Source organism: Micromonospora sp. NPDC049204, from assembly GCF_040647935.1.
Classification (GTDB): domain Bacteria; phylum Actinomycetota; class Actinomycetes; order Mycobacteriales; family Micromonosporaceae; genus Micromonospora.
Map to the genome: position 1 here is coordinate 74,048 of NZ_JBEZDC010000013.1, position 20,443 is coordinate 94,490.

Sequence of the window (20,443 nt, forward strand, 5' to 3'; positions counted from 1 at the left end):
ACACCTGTACGATCTCCGCGTGGCAAGAGAGGTGGTCACACGATGGTGGAACGGCACGTGGGGACGGTTGACTCGACGTGACGTGTGGCTTGCCCGCGAAGTCCGGTGGCATGTGATCGCCCGAGCCGGCGACACCGAGACGGGCAAGGTGCTCCGGTGGGAGTTCGACACCGAGGATGCTGCCCGCCGCATGGTGCGGCGTCTCGTCCAGGCCGATGGGGGCCAGTGGCGTGAGCAAAGCCGCGAGGCGGCCACGAAGCCTCCCGACTGAGGTCAGCCGGCTGCCGGCGATGTGGTTCAAAGTTTCTGTACGTCTTCAAGGCGGCCCGACAAGCGGGCCGCACGCGCCGCCGCCAGGGCGCGTGGCCCGGCCCCTCTGCGTTGCGCCAGGGCCGGGCCACGCCGAACGCCCGGCGGCTGGCGCGAAGGCGGAGAGCCCGACCGGGCCGCAGCAGAACGACAGACCGGCGGCCGGTGTCGGATGGGCCGGCATCCGGCAGGGCCGCGCGACCACGAGCCCGCGCGGCGCAGGGAACGCACGCCGACCACGTCGGGCGAGTTGGCGGCGGTCGTGAGGCTGCGGTTAGTGCGCCTCCGGCGGGGGCACAACGACTCCAGGATGGCGGCGTTCCTTCCGTGGGTTGCGGTCCGTGGCCGGTTGCGCATAGCCACCCCGCCAGCCACCGACCCGGGCGAGCCGAGCAGGCCACCGCCCGATCCGCCAGCGTCCGTACGTGTGTCAAGGTCCGCTTGACGTGGCGGACCGGACGGCGGCCCGCTCCCCAAGAGGGCGGGTCGGCGGCAGACGGGATGGCAGCGAGGGCTAATGCCTGACTACCGTGAGTATCTCGGCTGACTCGAGCTCAACGTCATCAATCGATTCGGTGTCAGGATTAACGCCGAGAGGAAAGGTGAGCAGCGGTAGGTCCAATTCAGTTATGAGGCCTTTATGCAGAGCGGCCGCCAAGCCTAGTTCTCCTTGACGTCAGTCGGCTCCCCCGGGCGAGCTTCGAGGAGGTTCAACTCCTTAAGCCGTTCGCAGGTAAGCCACTGAAGTCGTTGAGTTTGTAGGTGAAGCGTGCGGCGGAGACCCCCGCCCCGAAGTTCCCGCTCGCTGATTAATTGGGCTAGCCTTCCAACATGTGCGGCTCGACGGGCGATTCGCACGTCTGGATGCTTACGATCTTCCCATAGTTCCTTGGGAATGATGCTTCCCCGCACACTACTAGGCAGATCGACGGGCTTGCACTCCAGGGGAACCGCTTCATTGAGCACGGCGTTGAATTTCGAATCGCTTTTGAGTTTGTAGTACACGGTAGCCTCGTAAGGCTGCATTGCCTTCGCTCGCACGGATGCCTTCGGTGAGATCTCGGCGATTTCTGGAACAGTCCAAATCTCAACCTCGGCGACCTCGAACGGATCTAGCACGAACTTGCCAACTGGGTCAGATCGTTGTCCGGTAAGGTGGCGACCAATCCGATCTCTTACCTTGGCTACGGTTCGGCCGACGTAAATCGGCTCTCCGTCATAGTCATAAAAAGCGTAGACCGCTGCTCTTGCGTCTCCAATTGTTGATTCTGGCTGGTTGGGATCGGATGAGCGCATGAACTCGTTATATTGCGCTCGAATGAGCCGAGTTGCTCTCGGAGGAGTGGACTTCGTTGGCTTCTTAGCCAATTCTACTCCCGATTTGTAGGAATGATTGGGATGGAATGTGCGAGAGCTTCCTTTATCGACACGACTGCTTCGCTTGGTGCCACGTGCTCCCAAAAACGAAATACAGTCCATCCGGCAGCTCGCAGTGCCTGGTTAACGGCGATATCGCGGGACTTGTTCCGCGCAAGCTTCTCTTGCCAATAACCAGAGGGGTCGGATGGCATTCGACCGTGCTGGACGCAGCCATGCCAAAAGCAGCCATCCACGAATATGGCTAATCGATGTCTCGGGAAGACTATGTCAGGGCGCACACTTCGTCCAGGCACCGTGAGGCGCAGGCCGACTCGGTAGCGCAATCCTTGGGCGAAAAGAGCTCGCCGTAGTGCAAGCTCTGGCTTTGTGTCTTGACTGCGGTTTGCCTTCATCGTAGTCGTAGCGGATGAAGGCGGCGGCGCTGGCGGCAATTTCTTAGGTTCTGTTGAAGGCATGGTAGGAACCTAAAACAGTCCCTCAGGTTCCTCCACCACGCCCTCTGGACCCTCATCTTCTACCGCGGCGGATAGTGCGAAAAAGCGCCCTTCTGCTAGCGCATGAAGCCGCTCAGTTTGGGTGACAAGGGTCCGTCTAAGACCCGCTGACACTTTGCGCTCACTGATATTCTTCGCCAGTAGTGAGATTGTTTGCGCGCGCCGTGCAATCCGCACGTCCGGGTGGCTGCGATCAGGGAATATGTCATCAGGGATGATTACGCATTCCACTGGATCTGGTAACTCCTGAAGTGGCCCTGGCGGGATGTCTCCCTCGTTCAAGACCGCCCCATAGGCGCTGTGGGTGACTAAATGCTGATACACGGTGTACTCGTAGGGGTCCAGGGCCGCCTTCCGCTCCCTCGCCGGCATGTCCCCGATGTGCGGAAGTGACCACACAGATATGGCATGAACCTCGAACGGGTCCAGGACATACTTGGCCACCGCGTCCGACCGCTGGCCAGTCAGATGCCGCCCGAGCCGCACGCCGAACCCTTCTGCCGTCTGGCCGACGTAGATTGGTTCGCCATCGTAGTCATAGAAGGCGTAGATTCCGGCCTTTGCTTGCCCGATGGTTTGGCGCGGCCGCTGGGGGTCCGGCACCCGCAGGGCGTCGGTGATGGCCTTCCGGATCGCTTGCACCTCGCGCGGAAGCTCCGTCGTGTCGAGGTCAAGATGGTGTGGCAAAACTTTGCCTCCGAGTCAACGTAGTGCGATGACTCGGTGAGGCTACTCTGCGCTCGCCGTGCTGTCTGGCCTCAACACCGGCACCAGGTAGTGGTTGCCGATCCACTCGATGACGTCCACGACGACGGCGTCGCCGAACCCGAAGAGTTGTTGGTTCGGTGTACCTGCTACGAGCTTGTAGTCGTGAGCGCCCATGAGGTTGGCGTACTCCCGCGGCGTCATCCACCGGACAGCCTTACTGCCTCTCCCTAGGCGTACTAGGGCTTGCTTGCTCGACCCGCCACCCGTGGTCCGGAGGCAACCAGCGATGCCATCCCTGCGCAGCTCCCACATCGAGATGCCCTGTCGAGTGCGCCGGTAAGCGGTTCGATAAGAGATGGTGTCAGCCGTCAGAAGAGCTTGGAAGCGGGCCTTCTGCACGTCGCTGAGGGACTTGACGAAGGCCTCAACGCGATCGTCCTCCCACCACACGCCGGGGCTGACCTCCTCCTCTACGAAGCCATCCAGGTCCTTCGGACCCTCCGGCAAGTCCGGAAGTTTTACGTAGTGCATGCTCAGCGTCTCGCGGTGCTTTTCATGGATGGCTTTCACCCAAGCAGGTCGCACATCACTGACCGGCGGGACGTCGAACCGAGCGTTACCCGGCAGGTTGCCCTTCTGGATGCCGACGATGAACATTCGCGGGCGGGATTGCGGCACGAAGTGCCGGGCATCGACTGCGAAGACGTCTAAGGAGTAACCCAGGTCCGACAGGCTGCGGAGCGCAGCCGCCAGGTCATCGCCCTTATGGCTGGTAGCGAACCCGTGGACGTTCTCTAGCAGCACAACCGAAGGCCTCGGAGACATCCACTTGAGGATCTTGGCAAACTCCCAGAACATCCCCGACTGTTCGCCAACCAAGCCGCGCCTGTTGCCGGCTAGCGATAGATCGATGCAGGGAAAGCTGCTGGTGGCTAGCTCGATGCCTGCTGGCAGGTGCGGTGTCTTGACCTCACGGATGTCGCGGACGAGGAAGTGATCTTCGGCGTCCGGGAAGTTGGCGACGTAGGCATCACGCTTGGCTTGCTTGATGTCGTTGGCCCACACAACCTGCACCTGGGCACCCTTGACCCGCTGAAGCGCAGTACGAACGAGTCCGATGCCAGCAAAGAACTCTGCTGCCCGGATGGGCGTGCTGTCCATGCTTCCCCCCTCGCCCATCATCGCCGCAGCCTATAGCGGCTGAGGTGGGACTCCCTATGCATGACACTCATCTGTGATGATTCGATCATCCGTTCGACTTGCTGTAACGGCTCGGAAGCTGATAGCCACCCGTGTCGGTCGTCGACAGCAGCGCTGACAGCAACGGCCTCTGGCGCCATCCCCCGAGGAGTGCTGAGACAGACAAGGCTCCGACCGTGCAACGGGTAGCCAGACTCGTGCATGGGCTTCAGGGCAACGTTGGCGAACAAGACCCTGCGCTAGAGGGCTGCCCGCCCGACGACGAGGGTCTTCAGCGCTTCGACCGTCAGCCACGGGTTGCCGCGATGAGCCATCCGGTGGCAGTTGGAGCAGATCAACGCCAGGTCGCGAAGCCGCGTCTCTGTTTCGCCGGTGGTATGTAGGGGGGTGCGGTGGTGACACTCGATGTAGTCGCGTCCCCGGTCGCCGTAGACTCGCTCGAAGTCGAAACCACACACCTCACACATGATCGAGACGCCGCGGCGCTTTGCATCAGCGAGCTTCTTACGGCGAAGCTTGGGGTCGCGCTCCCGTCGGAGGTGGGCACGCAGCACTACTCCGCCCTCGCGCGCCGACGCTTCATCCACGTCGAGATCCGCCCCTGACTCTCCGCCCATACCTTCGCGGAATAGCTCCCGGATCCGGCCTGCCAACGCCCGCATCTCCTGCGGGTTGGCACGGAACTCCTCGCGTACCAGCTTGTCAAGCTGGTTGCCGTTGCTGCTGTCAGCCACGATGTTGTAGGTCTTCAGGGCAACGCCCGCAGGGTTGCGAAAGTCCGGGTTGCGACGGCCGCGGTGGATTGCTGGGTTCTGGAGCAGGTCCGACAAGGACTTAACGCGCTCGTCGTTGGAGTCGAGCTGGTGCCAGCCATTGGCTTCCACCAGGTCGCAGGCGAGAATGATCTCGTCGCGAGTCCAGTCAGGGTTGGGCAGGAAGGCAACAGTGAAGCCCAGCGCTTCCAACCGTTGGGCGACAGTCTTGTCCTCGCCTTTGAGGTCCGTCGGCCGCCAAGATGTTGTTTCCGTGCTGACGCCATGTGCATAGCCGATGATCGGTTTGGAGTCGTAGAGTCGTCCCTCGTAGTCGAGGTAGTAAGACCGTGCACGGCCGAAGCCCGTCACCTTCAGAAACCGTTCGCGGCCAAGGCGATCGAACTCTGCGACAGCGGCGAGGACAGCGGGGCGAGTCACATCGGCGAGAGTCACATCGGCGACCTTAGACCGTGGCTGCGACTTTCTGGCATACCGTCCGGGCACCCAAAGCTTGGCCGGACCGCCTTCTTGCTCGTATGCCCGCGGCGGGTAGAACCAGCAGGGCATGCCCGATGGGCAGGCAGGCACCCTCTCGTGCCCATACGTGTCGAGGGATGTAAGAAGAACCGAGTCATGGTGCAGCGCCACCGGCAGACTGGTCAGGAAGCCACGGTGTGTCGTTGCGAGGATGTCGTTCATGAGTCCGCCCGTGTCGCCTACGAATAGGCGAGCTTGCCGGCGGGAGGTCGACGGCTGTGCCACGCCGAGCAGGCTAGGCGCGAGTAGCGACATTCGACTAGCCGGCAAGCGGTCCCTGACGACTGGACCAGACACCCCCAGCGGGGCCGGTCTGGGGCGACGGAGTGGCTGTAGACAGCAACGCCGACAGCAACCGCGCTAGACGGCAGCACGCTGTGGCGCACTAGCACGGACTAGCCTCCCCGAACGTGCAGCCGTTCCCGGACGCGTGCGGACGCGATGCACAGAGCTTGTAACGAGACGTCATGCAGCGAGGCAGTAAGGAGGCAGGGGGATTCGATGCCAGTTGGGCCGTTGCGGCGACCAGTTCTGGCCCCAGTTTCTTGACGTGGACCGCCACAGGCCCACCCAGCGGGGCTGGTGGCAGCCGTAGACTCCCTCCGCGCCAATCCACGCCGGAGGCTACGAACGTGACATTGCAACCTGACGAAGGCCCGGTCCGCGGCATCAACCACATGCCAGCAGTTGCCCATCCGCGTTGGTGGTGGTGGACGGGCGTAGGCGGGGCCGTTCTATTCATGATCGGCCTCATCGCGTTCCTGCGGGGACAGGGACTCGAACGCGCCGACAAGTACGCAAGCATCATCGCGGTCTTAGTCGCGGTCTTTACGCTCATCGTTGGCGGCCTCGGCCGGCTGCAACGGCGGCAACGTCCAGCTCGTGTCGCTCAGTCGTCATGGGGCACGAACGAAGCCAGCGTTATCAATCAGGTCTGTGACCCGTCTGCGTTGCCTGCCTGGCCGGATCACTTCGAGGGATACAGATTCCTACGTGAGGAAAGCGGCAGCGTACGGGTGTTCGCCGGGCAAGGTCTGGCGACAGTCGTCGGCTTCCCGGCAACCATGAATGGTTGTGCTCACCAGCGGTTTTTCATCCGCTGGCGCACTCTTGGTGGTCAGTCTGTCGCCGCATCGCTCGTCTCAGTGCCGGACCTGATCACCGTCGAAACGGCCGCTTACGGGCCCGGCGGCTGGATGTCGTCACATGGGTGCGGGCAGCCTGCGTGGGAGCTCGTCCAGGATGATGGTTCCCTGGTAGACGTCCACATAGCCTGGCAGGTCTGGGTCCCCACGGCATGACGTTGCCTCGAACACTGATACCCATCGCGGTACGCCACCTGGCCACCAATTCCTGCGATCTCGCCGTAGGACCACCGGCCCGCGAGCAAGATCCGGAACATGCGCGGAATGATCAAATCCGCCACCGGCAGCGGGTTGGCCGTATGGCCTGGTAGTGGGCCAGGCCGATCTGCGAACGCTACTCCCTGCCTAACCCTTGTGCGGCGGCAGCGTTGACAGCAACCGGCCGGAAAGACGGCAGCCCCGGATGCAGAGCACGGACCGCCGCCCGAGGTGCAGTCGTGGATGGACCCCCTCCCGTAAGGGCGTAGAACTCACAGCGAGGGTTGTTCAGGTCTGGGTTAGTTGTGCGTTGTTGCGGCGCTACGTGTAACAAGCGCAGCTTGTCAGAGGCATTGAGCAGCGATAATTCACACTTGATCTGTCTCGTACTCGTTACGTCTAGACGAACGCGTCGTTCTTGACTACGAATGACACGGGGCCGGCTGGCTGCCGACCCCGTGTCAGTAGCGCTACGCCCGATCGTTTTGCCTCATAAACATGGCGGTCAGGTGTAGCAGATGGGCGATGGCCTTGGCGGTGACGGCAAGGCCATCGCGTCCCATCCCCTCCAGCAGATCTGCTGCAAGGTCGCACGCGATGGCCGATGCCGCCAAGCCTCGTTCGGCCGGACTCGGTGCCGCTGGCGACGACGTCGAACCGGTGGAACGCTCGGGGACCTCATCGGGTCCCTCCTTCTCTTTCTCCGTCACCGGCACACCGAGAAAGAGCAGCAAGCGTTCTTGCCCTCGGATACAACGCGTGTTCCCGGCACCGGTAACGCCCCTAGATCAGCATCCCAAGAAATGGGATGCGGATAACCCGCGAGTCGTCGCACCGGGAGTGCGACATTCATTTTAAGTGAACTGGAATTGCGGTCAAAAGGCACTAAAGGTGCACTGACGGTTGCGATCTGTAGTTGCAGCTAGTCAGTCACGAGCTGCAATTTGCAGAGTGCAATTGCGATCGTGGAGTGCACGGATCTGTGAGGATGTCAGGCTGCCGACAGATCGATTACGTGCAGTTGCGGGAAGGTCGAACTTGTTGACACAAGATCTGGCGTCGAGTTGGACGAGCCTGCCCTAACTCTTGAGTCAGCGGCCGGAAGCCCGGTGAAACTCTCCGGGTGAGGTCACGCTCGGCTACGAGTGGTGGCTAGGTGCCGTCCCGCGAGTGATGCTGTCGAGGGTGTTCGGGAGCAATCAGGGCTTCGTTCTGGCTGCGACGCCGCCCGGCGAGGCCGACAGGGCTGGGTGTTGCCCCCCGTCAACTCGGCGACGCTGGCATCATCACGATCTATGGCAGTGGATTGGGTTGGTGCCATCAGCACAGGTGCAGTTGGTCTCGCGGGGATCGCCGGCACGGCCTGGGCCGCTGGCCAGCAGAGGAAGTCGGCGCGTGAGGAAGCTGCGCGGGCAGTGACTGTGGAACGTCTGCGCTTGCAAGCCCAGATACGCCGCGAGGAGTACCTTTCCTACCTTCGTGCACTTGAGTCGGCTTTTGATCTTCAGAACAAGATTCGGCACGAGTACGCCGATGGCGGGGTTACTCAGGCCAGCCGTTTGGCAGCCGACGCCAAGCTCGTGGAGGTGATCGAGCATGCCGTACGGCTTCGACTTTGTGCCCGCAGGCCGATCATTGATATGGCGGACCACCTTCGCAAGGTGGTCGCCGCCATGTTCGAGGAGACCCTAGTCGACGGCGGCGCGTTGCTGGACACGTATGCGGAGGCGCAGCAGGAGCTGACGGAAGCAATGCGGGCCGATCTTGACCGTCTTGAGCATGTCATCAATGAGGTGTCGGGCAGCGGTGAGGCATCAAGGAGGCAGCAGGAGCCTTGATTGGGGCAGATGTCGAACAGCGAACGACAACAAGCCCAACCTGCTTCCCGATCCGGGCCGCTGCCGATCGGCATGGGTCGACAAGTTCGGTCCGCATCCCCCCGACGGGGGTCGTCCCTTTGTGGGGAGCGCTCCCGGCCAGGTGAATGCGGGTGTCCCGGGTCAGCCGAGCGAGGCGGCGGGGGGAAGTTAGCGAGGATTGGCCGGACCCGGCCATTCTGGTCCGGCCACGCCGCCATCCATCGGCCCGGCGCTACCTCGGTGACCCACTAGACCAGAGAGGTAGATGGTCACGGGACCGCACCGTCGGGCGGGAACTTGCTCGCGCGTACCAAAATTTGCGCCTGCGGACCACGGCGGCCGGACGGACCAAGCCGAATCCCCTCGACCCAGATCCACTCACCCTCTGGGGGGCGGTGAGCCACCAGCCGAATACCGGTCACCCACAGCGTGACCGACCCGTCCGATGGCAGAAGGCGATCGGCCGTGTCGATCTTCAGCACCGCGCCGAGTCGTATCCGAATGTCAAACACCGCGTCTCCTCATCACCGGCGCCAGGTTGCGAGGCGGCGCGCTGTCGGTCTTGCCTGGCTGGATCTGAAGGCCGGCGATCTGCACGAAGATCTCCCGCCGGGCCAGCGCCTTGCCGCTCGCTGGATTGATGGAGTAACCGGTGAGCCACACCCAGCCGTGATACGTCGGCTTGTCGCAGACCGAGGTCACCCGCAGCCACAGCGCCCGATCGCCGCCGAACTGCACCGACGTCCGGCCGTCGATCAGCACCAGGTCGCCCGGAACGGGGACACCCGGCCGGCGGGGCGTCGGTGTGCGAAGCGCCGAGGCGGCCGGGGCATTCACGAGCCGTCGATCGCGTCGCGGCTCCACACCAGCACCCACCCCGGGCCAGCCTCAGCAGGTCGCCGCGCGACCGAAACCCGCGCAGTCCGGGCACGACCGTTGGGCCAGAGAACGGGTCCGCTCCGTCCCACGCCCCATCCCCCGGATGGCGGTGCGAGCAAGTGTGTACTTCCAGCCCAAGCCCCAGCAGGATTGCCAGCTTTTCGATACGTCTAGCCCCTTCATGCAGCCAGGTTGTGGCACATACCGCCCAGCAACCCGGAAAATACTTCCGGGGTCGCAGTCGGCCGAGGGGAGACAGTGAACCGGTGCGCGGGATGACGAACACCCTGACCATCGGCGAACGTGTCGGCTGGTACCGCCGGCGGCGCGGCCTGTCCCAGGAGGTCCTGGCCGGACTCATCGGCCGCACCGCTGACTGGTTGGGCAAGGTCGAGAACAACCGAATCGAGCTGGACCGGCTCTCCGTCATCAAGTCCCTCGCAGAAGTCCTGGACGTCTCCCTCGGCGACCTGCTCGGCGAACCCTCGCTGCTCGACTGGACCGGCGACAGCGGCACCGCCACTGTCCCCGCACTCCGTGCCGCCCTGATGGACTATCGCGCCCTCGGCCCCTTCGGCAGCGACACGGACGCGGAGCCAACGAGCGTCGCTGTGCTCAGGAAGGAGGTAGGCGCCCTCTGGGATGCCTACCAGGACTCCCGTTTCGGGTACGTGACCGGCCGCCTGCCCGAGCTGCTGCACCGCGCCCAGGCCGCCGCCGACCACCACGACGGCGACGGCCAGGACCAGGCTCGTCGGCTTCTCGGCTTGGCGTACCAGCTCGCCGCTACCCAGCTCACCAAGCTTGGCGAGAGCGACCTGGCATGGATCGCCGCCGACCGCGGCCTGACCGCCGTCCGACCCACAGGTGACCCACTCGTCACCGGCTCCCTGTTCCGCTCCGTCGGACACGCCCTGCACGCCACCGGGCGCTACGCCGAAGCGGTACGCCTCACCGAAGACGCCGCTGGCTTCCTTGAACCCCACCTCACGCACGCCACACCGGCGCTGCTCTCCGTCTACGGGACGCTCTTCCTGTCCGGTTCGATGGCCGCAGCCCGCTCCAACGACGCCCTCACCACCCGTACCTTCCTCGCCGCCGCCGACCAGGCCGCCGGCCGACTCGGGGCCGACGCCAACTACCTCTGGACCGCGTTCGGCCCGACCAACGTCGCCATCCACCGCGTCGCCACGGCCGCCGAGTTGGGCGACCTACAGGTCGCCATCGACCTCGGCCCGCGCGTCGACACCGCCGGGCTACCGATGGAGCGTCGGGTACGGCACTCCCTCGAAGTCGCCCGCGCCTACAGCGCGTGGAACCGGGTCGACGACGCCCAGGCCGTCATCCTCGACGCCGAACAGATGGCACCCGAGCAAGTTCGGCACCACTTCCTCAGCCGCCAACTCGCGCTGACCTGGATCCGACGGCAGCGCGGCAAGCCCTCGGCCGAACTGGTCGGCCTGGCCCAGCGACTCAAGGTGCTCGACTGAACCGGCCCATCTAGGCTGCCCTGGTGACGGCCAACGAGATGCCACCCATGGCAACCCCACACGTCGCCGCCGGTGCCCTCTTCTTCAATGACGATGGCCACGTGCTCCTCGTACGTCCCAGCTACAAAGAGCACTGGGACATCCCCGGCGGCTATGTCGAACCCGGTGAGTCACCCCGAGCAGCCTGCATACGCGAAATCCAAGAGGAACTGGGTCTCACCCCGGCAGTCGGGCCGATGCTGGTCGTGGACTGGGCACCTGCCGAACATGAAGGCGACAAGCTTCTCTTCATCTTCGACGGCGGATCACTCGGCGCCGAGCAGGAGCGCGACATCCGCTTCACGGACGGTGAACTGACCGAGTGGCGCTACGTAAGCCCAGAGTCCTTGGAACAGCACGGCCCGCCCCGGCTCGTCCGTAGGATCCGCACTGCTATCGCAGCGCGCAGTAACGGCGTGTCCGTGTATGCGGAACACGGCAGCGCAATCTAGACCGCAGTTTCGATACACGATCAAGGCGGCCCTTGACGGCTTGCACGCGCCGCCGCCAGGGTGCGCGCCGGTCGCTGCCGCTGTCGCTCTGCGGCCGTCACGCCGAACGCCCGGCGGCTGGCGCGGAGAGCGGGAAGCCCGGGAGGCCGTCACAGAACGACAGGGGCGTTGACCGGTGGGTGGTGGGCGGGCAGCCGGCCGGGCCGCGCGGCCACGAGCCCGCGCGGCGTAGGGGAGCGCGCACCGGCCGCGTCGGCGAGCTGGCGGCGGTCGCGGGGTTGCGGTTAGAGCGCCTCCGGCGGGGGCGCTCCGGCTCCAGGATGGCCGGGGCTCCGTCGGCGGGTCACGCCTCCGGCGGGGCCAGACGACTCCGAGAGGGAGTTGTCGAACGGTTTCGGTTCGTGGGTGGTGGGATGCCATCCCGCCAGCCACCGATCCAGGCGAAGCCGAGCAGACCAGGGCCAGGGCGACAAGGTCGTTCGTCCGGTAGGGCGCTCCACCTTGTCACCCTGGCCCTGGCCCGCTCCACGGTGTGTGGGTCGGCGGCAGACGGGATGGCACGAGGGGCAGCGGCGCGGAGCGCTGAGGATTCTGACGGCCGCCCTGTGCCCCATCTAATCTCAATCGAGTCCTTCATTTAAGCCGTCTTTTAGCTGGCGAGTTATTTCGTCTGTTATCCGCCTAACGCGTTGCGCTGCGTCGATAAGCTCCTCAGGGGCTGCTGGCTCGATGCCATGAACAAGATGATTCCGAATCTGGCGCAACGAATCAAAATCAATAGACATGTCTGGCGGCAACAGGCCTTTATCGCGCAACAGCCGCCCAGTCGGCATCATGAATCTTTTCAAGCCCAGACTTGGGCCGATTCCCCTGAAGAGGCGCTCCAGTTCTGCCCAGCTCATTAGGAAATTGCCGACCAGGGCAGCGGTGTCGCCTGGCTCCGGAGTCACTCCATAGAGTGAGCTGCGCCGCTGCTCCCGAATCCTTTGATAGGCCTTGTAGCGGGAGGAGTCCTCGGCTAGCAGGGCATCAATTACTTGATCCGCTAGCGGTCGTCGCTCCAGGTCGTCATGGAGGGCGGCCAAGTAGGGAGAAAGCTGGTCAGGTGTATCGACGTCCAGTTGCGAAAGTAGGTCGAAGAGGAGGTCGACTCGCCCTAGACCTTCCTCGTTGACAGGCCGATCCAATCGGTCCGGCACTTGACTTAGGAGGTGAACTGCAAGGTCATAGTGGTTCGCGAATCTGCGGCCACTGCTCGCAACTCGGACCTCGCCCGCCCTTTGGAGCCTTTCAAGCGCGATTTCACCGGCAAGCACCAAGCCATTGAGCTGATCTAAGATAGCGAGCTCATCTTCGGAAAGAGCGCCCGCGAGTGGCTTGTACACCAAATCGTGCTCGACTTCGGCCCATGCGTGCATGAGAACAGAAGCCACCTGAATTTCGATTCGCGCAAGCGAGTACCTTTTGTCCGCCTCGCTAAGCTCCTGTTCCTTCAGTTGTACACGGTAATGTGTTGCAGCGTAACCGCTGAACCTCTTCGTTGGGCGTATTCCACCTTCGGGGAATTCCTTGACTTCGAACGCATTAAACAGCCGCTTTACGATGCCATCGACTTGCTTTTGTTCGGCAGGAAAGTATAGGGCTACCCGAATTCCTGCCAGATCAACAATGTCGTTGAAGATTTCCTCTACGCTCTTGTATCCTCCGCGCTTCCGTCCGCGTTGAAGGCACTTCTCTCGGAGTCGATCTCTGGATTTCGCCCGATGGGTGACGATTGACCGTATGCCTGCCGCTTGCAGGGTTGCTTCAAGCTCCTGCGCCGCAAGGCGTCCTGCTTGCTCATAGAAGTCGTATTCTTTGGTGTAGCGAGCGATGAACTCTTCTATTAGGTCCATAGATTCTTAACCGATATTCGATTGACCGAGCTTGCTGGGTGCCGAATAGCATAGCTTTTTCTGTGCCGGAGCCGAACCTAGCAAGAGGGCTTGTCGGGTAGCTGACTCGTTGCAGGGCAGGGCAGGGGAGTGCGGCGTGCCCGCCTCGTGCCCGATGGGGCGGGAGCCGGCGGTCAACGACGGTTAGCTCCTGGGCGTGGCAGTCAAGCCGGGTCAGTGCCGAGCGGCTTCCGTCCGTGTCCACGCTTCCTAAACCGTGTGGCTGTACAGCCAGCCGTACAGCCAAGCCGGCTGACGAACACCAGTGGCGGGCGACCGTAGCCGACAAGTCGAGCAGGTCAACGGCAGTCGCAGACGGTGGCCGACACCGGTCTTGATCTTTGCAAGTCAGGGGTCCGAAGTTGCCACGCGCCCGCGGACTGCCCTGCGGGCGGCCTCCGGCCGTCCTCGGGTGCCCGCAGCGCGTCAGAGGAAAGTCAGCGGATCGTCAGCGAACGTCGTGCCGCGCGTCCACACCCGATCATCCTCGACGCCATGACTGGCACGTCTGACCACGCGGTACGGCACCCGATCCCATTCGCTGCTATGTCAGGTCACTTTCCCCCGACGGGGGTCGTCCCGGTCCCGAACAACGATGACCGCTGTTACGTACGTTCCCGATCGTCTGGCTGCCGCTCGTTGTCGCCGATGCCGCAGACGGCACATCGTTCGCGGCGGCGAAGGTGGTAGGCGTAGGCCGCGACACCGAGCGCGGCGGCCCACACCGGCCACAGCACGTGGATGCCGACCAGCCACGGCTGCGCCCCGAGTTCGCCGAAGAAGATGTCGGTGTTGCTGACCAGACCCAGCCCGGCCGACATGACTAGCGCGGCAACCACCATGGCCGGGACCACCGCCAGGCGCACCGGCACCCGCCTCCCGCCGAGCCGCACGACCCAACGAGGGAACACCTCTCCCCAGTGCTGCACAAGTCCCAGCGTCAACCCCGCCCCCACCACGGCGAAGGTGGCCAGGGCACCGCCACGCCAGCGTCCGTCGGTCTCCAGCAGTTGCCGCATGGCCGTGTCACTGATACCGAGGGGAACGCCGGCCATCCACGCGTACCGGGTAACCGCGAACAGCAACGGCACGGCGACCGCGACGCCGGTCGCCCATCGACCCACGGTGGCCGCATGGAAAGACGATCCGGTACGGGTGTGCGCCCGACCGCACGCGACGCAGGCGCCCCGAGTGGCGCGCTGCCAGCGCACCAGGTGGATGGCCACCAGCAGTCCTACGGACACACTGACGACCTGCCAGGCGATCACCGCGGTCACGATCGAGCGGTAGTCCACGTCCGGCCAACCGAACGGCGCCCCCAGTACGAGCATCGGCACGTAGGCGACCAGGGCCAGGAGCCGAATGTCGGGCACCACGAACAGCATGACGACGACCGCCGCGTACCCCGCCACGAGCACGGCGGCACGAGCGGCACCAGCTGGACGCGCGGTACGTCGCCCCGCCGTCCCGAGCATGATCAGCATCGCGCCCAGCAGGACGCCTGCCAGTAGTGCCGCACCGACTCCCGGTGGAACGGCCCGGATCAGCGACATGTCATCAACCGGATCGTTCGGTCCGAACGGGTAGCCCTTCCCGGTCGCCGCGCAGATGAGCGTCAGCACGGCGAGTCCACCGGTGACGATCACGGCGGCGTAGCCGTACCGGTCCCAGGCCCGGACCCGGTCGGGCCGGTTCGCCGCCGTCATCGCGTGCCCTCGGCGAGCGCGGGGTGCTGGTGGCCGGGTCGACGTTCCAGCAGATGAAGGGCGGCGGTGATCGCCAGGGCCGCCCCGGCGAGCAGCGCGCCCAACTGGGTGAGCCCGTTCAGGGCGGTGACGTTGTCCGACTCCGGCGCGCCGAGGACCACCGCCAGGAGGGTGAGCAGCGCGTACCCGAACATCGCGCCCGTACCGACCCAGGTGAGCGCCAGCCCCACCCGCGCCGCCGTGCGGCCGCCGCCGGACGGCCGGCGCAGCATGAGCAGAACGCCAACCGCGGCGGACGCCGCCATCAGCGCGTTCACCACCTCGCCCGAGCGGGCCGTGTACTCCCACCCCTCCTGGTAGGCACCCAGGAACGCGCCCTCCGTACCGAACGCCATCAGCAGGTGCGCGACCGCGATCGCCGCGGCGACGGCGCCACCCACGCGGGCAAGCACCACCTGCAGGCCGCGGGTCGCGCCGACTCCGGCGGCCGACGGACGGTCGAACAGGTACGGCCAGCGCGACCGCGCGTACCCGAGGAAGGCGGCAGACAGCAGCAGGCCCTGCAACGCGAACGACGTGTAGACGACCACATAGGTCCACGGGGCGACGAGGCCTCCGGAAAGACTCACCTCCCGGCCACCTGTCACCGCGCCGGCCGCCGCTCCGTTGACCACCTCGATCACGGCCGGGGTCAGCAGCCCGGTGCCGACCCAGACCGGTGCCAGCACCAGCCACTCCGGCAGCCGCAGTCCCCAGCGGTGCGTGAACGCGACCGCGACGAGGATCGCCACGACATCCATCGCCGCGGTGACGATGTTCGGTGCGACGAAGTCCGCGCCACGCGCCGGCGAACCCTCCGGCACGCCGACCATCACCCCGCCGATCCACAAGATCTTCAGCAGCAGGTACGGCAGCACAGCGGCGACCACCCCATAGCCGATCACCATTCGGGTTATCCGCGTACGCCGCGAGCGGTCGAGTACCAGCCCTTCCAGGCCGGGACCACGCGACACCTCATCGACAGTCATAGGTCGATCGTCCGCGCCGGCGGGGGCGCCACTCCTCCCCAGCAGGGGCCAACACCGTCCCTCCACCGGGGGAGCGTCGACTGTCGACGTCCCGGCCCAGGGTGAGTCAGCAGTCGTCGGCGGCCGGGAGTGGTGACGGACGATCGCCCACGCGCATCACGTTCCCCTGCGGCCTGTTCGCCGAATCATGACGAACATCCACCTTCGACAAAACCGTCATGCGCGGCTAAATCGTACGTAAGGTCTGAATCGGTCTGATGCGTCGCCTTTGCCTGCGGCGTGGCGGCAAGTCACTGCCAAGCAGCTCTGGTGTGTCCGGAGTGGCTCTCTGGAGGGGTCATGAACAACGACCGACGGCTGCAGCGCGTCCTGAAGCATGGCCGCGCCGCGTCAGGGCTGAGTTCTGCCCTGCTGGTAGTCGGGATGACGGGTGGACCCGCAGCCGCAGCGCAACCCGAGGAGGCGACATCCTCTGCTCGGAGCATGCAGATCGGTACGCCCGGTCCGCTCGGCCAGTACGGCAGCTGGCCGTTGGCCTGGTCGAGCGTTCGCCAGGACGGCGACGGACCTGATTCGTCAGACCAGTACCCGGACGCGCCAACTGACTGTGGCCCGCAGGGCTGGCAGGGTCCGTGGGGTGGAAACGACAGGGGCAAGCAGCCCAAGTCGGACTACCCGCACGGCTCGCACGGCGCCAAGGGCGCTCAAGGCCCCCAGGGCGACACCGGCGCTCAAGGCCCCCAGGGTGATGCGGGCGTTCGGGGTGCCCAGGGTGACGCGGGCGCTCAGGGTGCGCAGGGCGACGCGGGCGCACAAGGCTTCCAGGGTTCTCGGGGCGATACCGGCGCTCAAGGTGACGCCGGCGTTCAGGGTGCGCAAGGTACTCAAGGCGCGGAAGGCGACGCGGGCGTTCAGGGCGCTCAAGGAGCGCAGGGAAACGCAGGTGCTCAAGGAGCGCAGGGCGACGCAGGTGCGCGGGGCAGTGCGGGTACGCAGGGAACTCAAGGTTTCCAAGGTGCGCAGGGCGACTCGGGCGCTCAAGGGGCGCAAGGTGGGGCCGGGGTCCAGGGCGCTCAGGGTGCTCAGGGCGAGGCGGGAGTTCAGGGCGCTCAGGGTGCGCAGGGTGTTTTGGGTGCTCAGGGCGCAGCCGGCGTACAGGGCGCGCAGGGTTTCCAGGGTTCGCAGGGTGACACAGGCGCTCAAGGCGAGGCGGGGGTTCAGGGCGCCCAAGGTGCGCAGGGCGCGTCGGGCGTTCAGGGTGAGGCCGGCGTGCAGGGCGCTCAGGGTTTCCAGGGCGCGCGGGGTGACGCTGGTGCTCAGGGCGCACAAGGCGCGACTGGTTCTCAGGGCGATGTCGGTGTTCAGGGTGCTCAAGGTTTTCAGGGTGCGCAGGGCGAGGTGGGTGCTCAGGGTGCGACGGGTGCTCAGGGCGTGCAGGGCGAGGCCGGTGTCCAGGGCATCCAGGGCGCTCAGGGTGCGACTGGTGCTCAGGGTGCGCAGGGCGCGGCCGGCACTCAGGGTGCTCAAGGTTTTCAGGGCGACATAGGCGCTCAAGGCGAGGCCGGGGTTCAGGGCGCGGCGGGTGCTCAGGGCGCGCAGGGTGACGCTGGCGCTCAAGGCGAGGCGGGGGTTCAGGGCGCGACGGGCGCTCAGGGCGTTCAGGGCGATGTCGGTGTTCAGGGTGCTCAAGGTTTTCAGGGTGCGCAGGGCGAGGTGGGTGCTCAGGGTGCGACGGGTGCTCAGGGCGTGCAGGGCGAGGCCGGTGTCCAGGGCATCCAGGGCGCTCAGGGTGCGACTGGTGCGCAGGGCGCGGCCGGCACTCAGGGTGCTCAAGGTTTTCAGGGCGACGTAGGTGCTCAAGGCGAGGCCGGGGTTCAGGGCGCGGCGGGTGCTCAGGGCGCGCAGGGTGACGCTGGCGCTCAAGGCGAGGCGGGGGTTCAGGGCGCGACGGGCGCTCAGGGCGTCCAGGGCGAAGCCGGTGTTCAGGGTGCCCAAGGTTTTCAGGGTGCGCAGGGCGAGGTGGGTGCTCAGGGTGCGACGGGTGCTCAGGGCGTGCAGGGCGAGGCCGGTGTCCAGGGCATCCAGGGCGCTCAGGGTGCGACTGGTGCTCAGGGTGCGCAGGGCGCGGCCGGCACTCAGGGTGCTCAAGGTTTTCAGGGCGACATAGGCGCTCAAGGCGAGGCCGGGGTTCAAGGCGCTCAGGGCGCGACGGGCGCGACGGGCGCGACGGGCGCTCAGGGCGCGACGGGCGAAGCCGGTGTTCAGGGTGCTCAAGGTTTTCAGGGTGTGACGGGTGCTCAGGGCGCGCAGGGTGACGCTGGTGCTCAAGGCGAGGCGGGGGCTCAAGGCGCTCAAGGCCCTCAAGGCGTGACGGGCGCCCAGGGCGTTCAGGGCGCGGCCGGCACACAGGGTGCTCAAGGTTTCCAGGGCGACGTAGGCGCTCAAGGCGAGGCCGGTGTTCAGGGCGCTCAGGGCGCGCAGGGTGATGCGGGGGTTCAGGGCGCCCAGGGTGAGGCCGGTGTTCAGGGTGCTCAAGGTTTTCAGGGTGCGCAGGGCGAGGTCGGTGCTCAGGGTGCCCCGGGTGCTCAGGGCGCACAGGGTGACGCTGGCGCTCAAGGCGAGGCGGGGGTTCAAGGCGCTCAAGGTGCGACTGGTGCTCAGGGCGTTCAGGGCGACGTCGGCGTTCAGGGTGTTCAAGGTTTTCAGGGCGCGCAGGGCGTTGCGGGGGTTCAGGGCTCCCAAGGCGTTCAGGGCACGCAGGGTGTTCAGGGTGAGGCGGGGGTTCAGGGCGCGCAGGGCGACGCTGGCGTCCAGGGTGCTCAGGGTGCACAAGGCGATGGCGGGGCGCAGGGCGCTCAAGGCGCGCAGGGCGAGACCGGCGTCCAGGGTGCGCAAGGCGCGCAGGGTGGTCAAGGCTTCCAGGGGGTTCAAGGCTTTCAGGGCGCTCAGGGTGCGACTGGTGCGCAGGGCGCGCAGGGCGACGCCGGCGTTCAGGGTGCCCAAGGTTTCCAGGGCGCTCAGGGCGATGCCGGTGCTCAGGGTGCTCAGGGCGACGCCGGCCCTCAGGGCATTCCAGGTGAGCAGGGCGTGCCGGGCGTACAAGGACCTCAGGGAGACATCGGCGCCCAGGGATTTCAGGGCGCCCAGGGCTTTCAGGGTGCTCAGGGCGAGGCGGGCGCACAGGGCGCGGCCGGTGCTCAGGGTGCGCAGGGCGAGACCGGCACTCAGGGTGCCCAAGGTTTCCAGGGTGCCCAGGGCGACGTGGGCGCTCAGGGTACCCAGGGCGTACCAGGACCGCAGGGCGCCACTGGCGCCCAGGGCGTGCAGGGATTGGCGGGCAACGGAATCGAGGCTGCCTACATTCAGGGCCCGCTGACCGTGATTGCGGATACTCCTGTGAATTTCGGCTGCCAGGCCGGAGACATCGCCGTCGGAACCGGATACCAGCTCTCGGGTGCGGGCGTGAACCCGGTGCTGATCCAGCCACTCTCCACAAGTGGCTATCAGTTCACCTTCACCGGTGGGGGTGCGGATATCTGGGTGTCCTGCATTTCGCTCGGCACCCCTGTGGCGTTCGCGCCTGCCGGCACTACATCGGGCCGTACGTCGGCCAACAGCGGCAATTCCAACCGGCCGAACAGCGAGTCGGGCCGCCCCGCAACCGTCACGGAGGAGCAATGAACACGCGTCAGATATTCGGGTCACTTGCCTGTGGTGCGGTCCTGCTGACCGGAGTCGCGGGATGCAGTGACGAACCTGCTGAGAAGCCGCAGACGAGCAGCTCCGGCGACAGCGACAAGGCGAACGGCGACACCAACGCCGGGACCGCTCCGGCGGACCTGCTGAAGCTCGGAGTCGAGCAGGGGCAAGCCGGGAACCTCGACGCGGCGAAGACCACCTTCGAGAAGGTGCTGGCGGCAGAGGCCGACAACAAGTTCGCGTGGTTCAACTTGGGCTTCATCGCTCAGTCGCGCAACCAGCCCGACGAGGCGGTTACCAACTACGACAAGGCGTTGGCTGCCGACGGCAACTACAAGCCCGCCCTGTTCAACAAGGCGATTGCACTGGAAGGTAAGGCCCCGACGACGTCGATTGACATCTACCGCAAGGTGGTGTCGATCGACAACAAGTCGTCAACCGCCTACCTCCGGCTGGGCATACTGCTGTCCCAAACCGGCGACGACTCGAAGGCACGGGACGCCTTCAAGGCCGCGATCCGGCTGGACAAGGGGCTCGCCTCTGCCGTTCCGGCGAAGTACCGCCCGACTCCGACCCCGACCACTCGATCCTCGGCTCCGGCGGGTAGGTGAGTGGTTCAATGCACGCCCCG

The 20,443-nt window shown here is 65.5% G+C and carries 19 protein-coding genes; 7 read left to right on the forward strand and 12 right to left on the reverse strand.

Annotated elements, in window-relative coordinates:
* The first annotated feature begins 4 nt into the window (after positions 1-4).
* Positions 5-271 (forward strand): hypothetical protein, encoded by a 267-nt coding sequence (locus tag AB0A90_RS23510; RefSeq protein WP_357252036.1) that lies wholly within the window; start codon positions 5-7, stop codon positions 269-271.
* A gap of 698 nt (positions 272-969) precedes the next feature.
* Here AB0A90_RS23510 and AB0A90_RS23515 read toward each other — a convergent pair.
* From AB0A90_RS23515 to AB0A90_RS23535, 5 genes are all read right to left on the reverse strand, one after another.
* Positions 970-1,605, reverse strand: coding sequence for a GIY-YIG nuclease family protein (locus AB0A90_RS23515; RefSeq protein ID WP_357251626.1), 636 nt, complete (start codon positions 1,603-1,605; stop codon positions 970-972).
* Between the two features lie 74 nt (positions 1,606-1,679).
* Positions 1,680-2,144 carry a very short patch repair endonuclease gene (locus AB0A90_RS23520; protein ID WP_357251628.1) on the reverse strand — a complete coding sequence of 155 codons (465 nt, stop codon included), beginning with the start codon at positions 2,142-2,144 and terminating at the stop codon, positions 1,680-1,682.
* Between the two features lie 9 nt (positions 2,145-2,153).
* Positions 2,154-2,870 carry a GIY-YIG nuclease family protein gene (locus tag AB0A90_RS23525; RefSeq protein ID WP_357251630.1) on the reverse strand — a complete coding sequence of 239 codons (717 nt, stop codon included), beginning with the start codon at positions 2,868-2,870 and terminating at the stop codon, positions 2,154-2,156.
* A gap of 42 nt (positions 2,871-2,912) precedes the next feature.
* Positions 2,913-4,052, reverse strand: a complete 1,140-nt coding sequence (locus tag AB0A90_RS23530; RefSeq protein ID WP_357251633.1) for a DNA cytosine methyltransferase — start codon at positions 4,050-4,052, stop codon at positions 2,913-2,915.
* A gap of 278 nt (positions 4,053-4,330) precedes the next feature.
* Positions 4,331-5,545 (reverse strand): HNH endonuclease, encoded by a 1,215-nt coding sequence (locus AB0A90_RS23535; RefSeq protein WP_357251635.1) that lies wholly within the window; start codon positions 5,543-5,545, stop codon positions 4,331-4,333.
* 470 nt (positions 5,546-6,015) lie between these two features.
* On the opposite strand from AB0A90_RS23535, the gene AB0A90_RS23540 reads away from it, so the two are divergent.
* A complete protein-coding gene (locus AB0A90_RS23540; RefSeq protein ID WP_357251638.1) occupies positions 6,016-6,684 on the forward strand; it encodes a hypothetical protein in 669 nt (222 codons plus the stop codon).
* Positions 6,685-7,196: 512 nt separating this feature from the next.
* On the opposite strand, the gene AB0A90_RS23545 is transcribed toward AB0A90_RS23540, so the two are convergent.
* Positions 7,197-7,460, reverse strand: a complete 264-nt coding sequence (locus AB0A90_RS23545) for a hypothetical protein (protein WP_357251640.1) — start codon at positions 7,458-7,460, stop codon at positions 7,197-7,199.
* Positions 7,461-8,021: 561 nt separating this feature from the next.
* On the opposite strand from AB0A90_RS23545, the gene AB0A90_RS23550 reads away from it, so the two are divergent.
* Positions 8,022-8,564 carry a hypothetical protein gene (locus AB0A90_RS23550; protein WP_357251643.1) on the forward strand — a complete coding sequence of 181 codons (543 nt, stop codon included), beginning with the start codon at positions 8,022-8,024 and terminating at the stop codon, positions 8,562-8,564.
* Positions 8,565-8,854: 290 nt separating this feature from the next.
* Here the strand turns inward: AB0A90_RS23550 and AB0A90_RS23555 are convergent, their stop codons facing one another.
* Both AB0A90_RS23555 and AB0A90_RS23560 read right to left on the reverse strand, forming a co-directional pair.
* On the reverse strand, positions 8,855-9,097 hold the full coding sequence (locus tag AB0A90_RS23555; RefSeq protein ID WP_357251646.1) for a hypothetical protein: 243 nt from the start codon (positions 9,095-9,097) through the stop codon (positions 8,855-8,857).
* Positions 9,090-9,422, reverse strand: coding sequence for a hypothetical protein (locus AB0A90_RS23560; RefSeq protein WP_357251649.1), 333 nt, complete (start codon positions 9,420-9,422; stop codon positions 9,090-9,092). Before AB0A90_RS23560 ends, AB0A90_RS23555 begins: the two co-directional genes overlap by 8 nt.
* 317 nt (positions 9,423-9,739) lie before the next feature.
* On the opposite strand from AB0A90_RS23560, the gene AB0A90_RS23565 reads away from it, so the two are divergent.
* Together AB0A90_RS23565 and AB0A90_RS23570 are read left to right on the forward strand one after the other, a co-directional pair.
* Positions 9,740-10,954, forward strand: a complete 1,215-nt coding sequence (locus tag AB0A90_RS23565) for a helix-turn-helix transcriptional regulator (RefSeq protein WP_357251651.1) — start codon at positions 9,740-9,742, stop codon at positions 10,952-10,954.
* Positions 10,955-10,977: 23 nt separating this feature from the next.
* The gene (locus AB0A90_RS23570; RefSeq protein WP_357251654.1) at positions 10,978-11,445 is read left to right on the forward strand and encodes an NUDIX hydrolase; all 468 of its coding nucleotides are present in this window, start codon (positions 10,978-10,980) and stop codon (positions 11,443-11,445) included.
* A gap of 620 nt (positions 11,446-12,065) precedes the next feature.
* Here the strand turns inward: AB0A90_RS23570 and AB0A90_RS23575 are convergent.
* The 4 genes from AB0A90_RS23575 to AB0A90_RS23590 form a co-directional block, all read right to left on the reverse strand.
* Positions 12,066-13,340, reverse strand: coding sequence for a RelA/SpoT domain-containing protein (locus tag AB0A90_RS23575; RefSeq protein WP_357251657.1), 1,275 nt, complete (start codon positions 13,338-13,340; stop codon positions 12,066-12,068).
* 644 nt (positions 13,341-13,984) lie between these two features.
* Entirely contained in the window at positions 13,985-15,085 is a 1,101-nt protein-coding gene (locus AB0A90_RS23580; RefSeq protein WP_357251660.1) for a hypothetical protein, read from the reverse strand.
* Positions 15,082-16,113, reverse strand: a complete 1,032-nt coding sequence (locus AB0A90_RS23585) for a hypothetical protein (protein WP_357251663.1) — start codon at positions 16,111-16,113, stop codon at positions 15,082-15,084. The genes AB0A90_RS23580 and AB0A90_RS23585 overlap by 4 nt, the downstream gene beginning before the upstream one ends.
* 576 nt (positions 16,114-16,689) lie before the next feature.
* Positions 16,690-19,350 carry a hypothetical protein gene (locus tag AB0A90_RS23590; protein ID WP_357251666.1) on the reverse strand — a complete coding sequence of 887 codons (2,661 nt, stop codon included), beginning with the start codon at positions 19,348-19,350 and terminating at the stop codon, positions 16,690-16,692.
* A gap of 24 nt (positions 19,351-19,374) precedes the next feature.
* Between AB0A90_RS23590 and AB0A90_RS23595 the strand changes: the two genes are divergently transcribed.
* Positions 19,375-19,794: a hypothetical protein gene (locus AB0A90_RS23595; RefSeq protein ID WP_357251669.1), complete on the forward strand. Its 420-nt coding sequence runs from the start codon at positions 19,375-19,377 to the stop codon at positions 19,792-19,794.
* Positions 19,791-20,423 carry a tetratricopeptide repeat protein gene (locus AB0A90_RS23600; protein ID WP_357251672.1) on the forward strand — a complete coding sequence of 211 codons (633 nt, stop codon included), beginning with the start codon at positions 19,791-19,793 and terminating at the stop codon, positions 20,421-20,423. Before AB0A90_RS23595 ends, AB0A90_RS23600 begins: the two co-directional genes overlap by 4 nt.
* Positions 20,424-20,443: the final 20 nt, after the last annotated feature.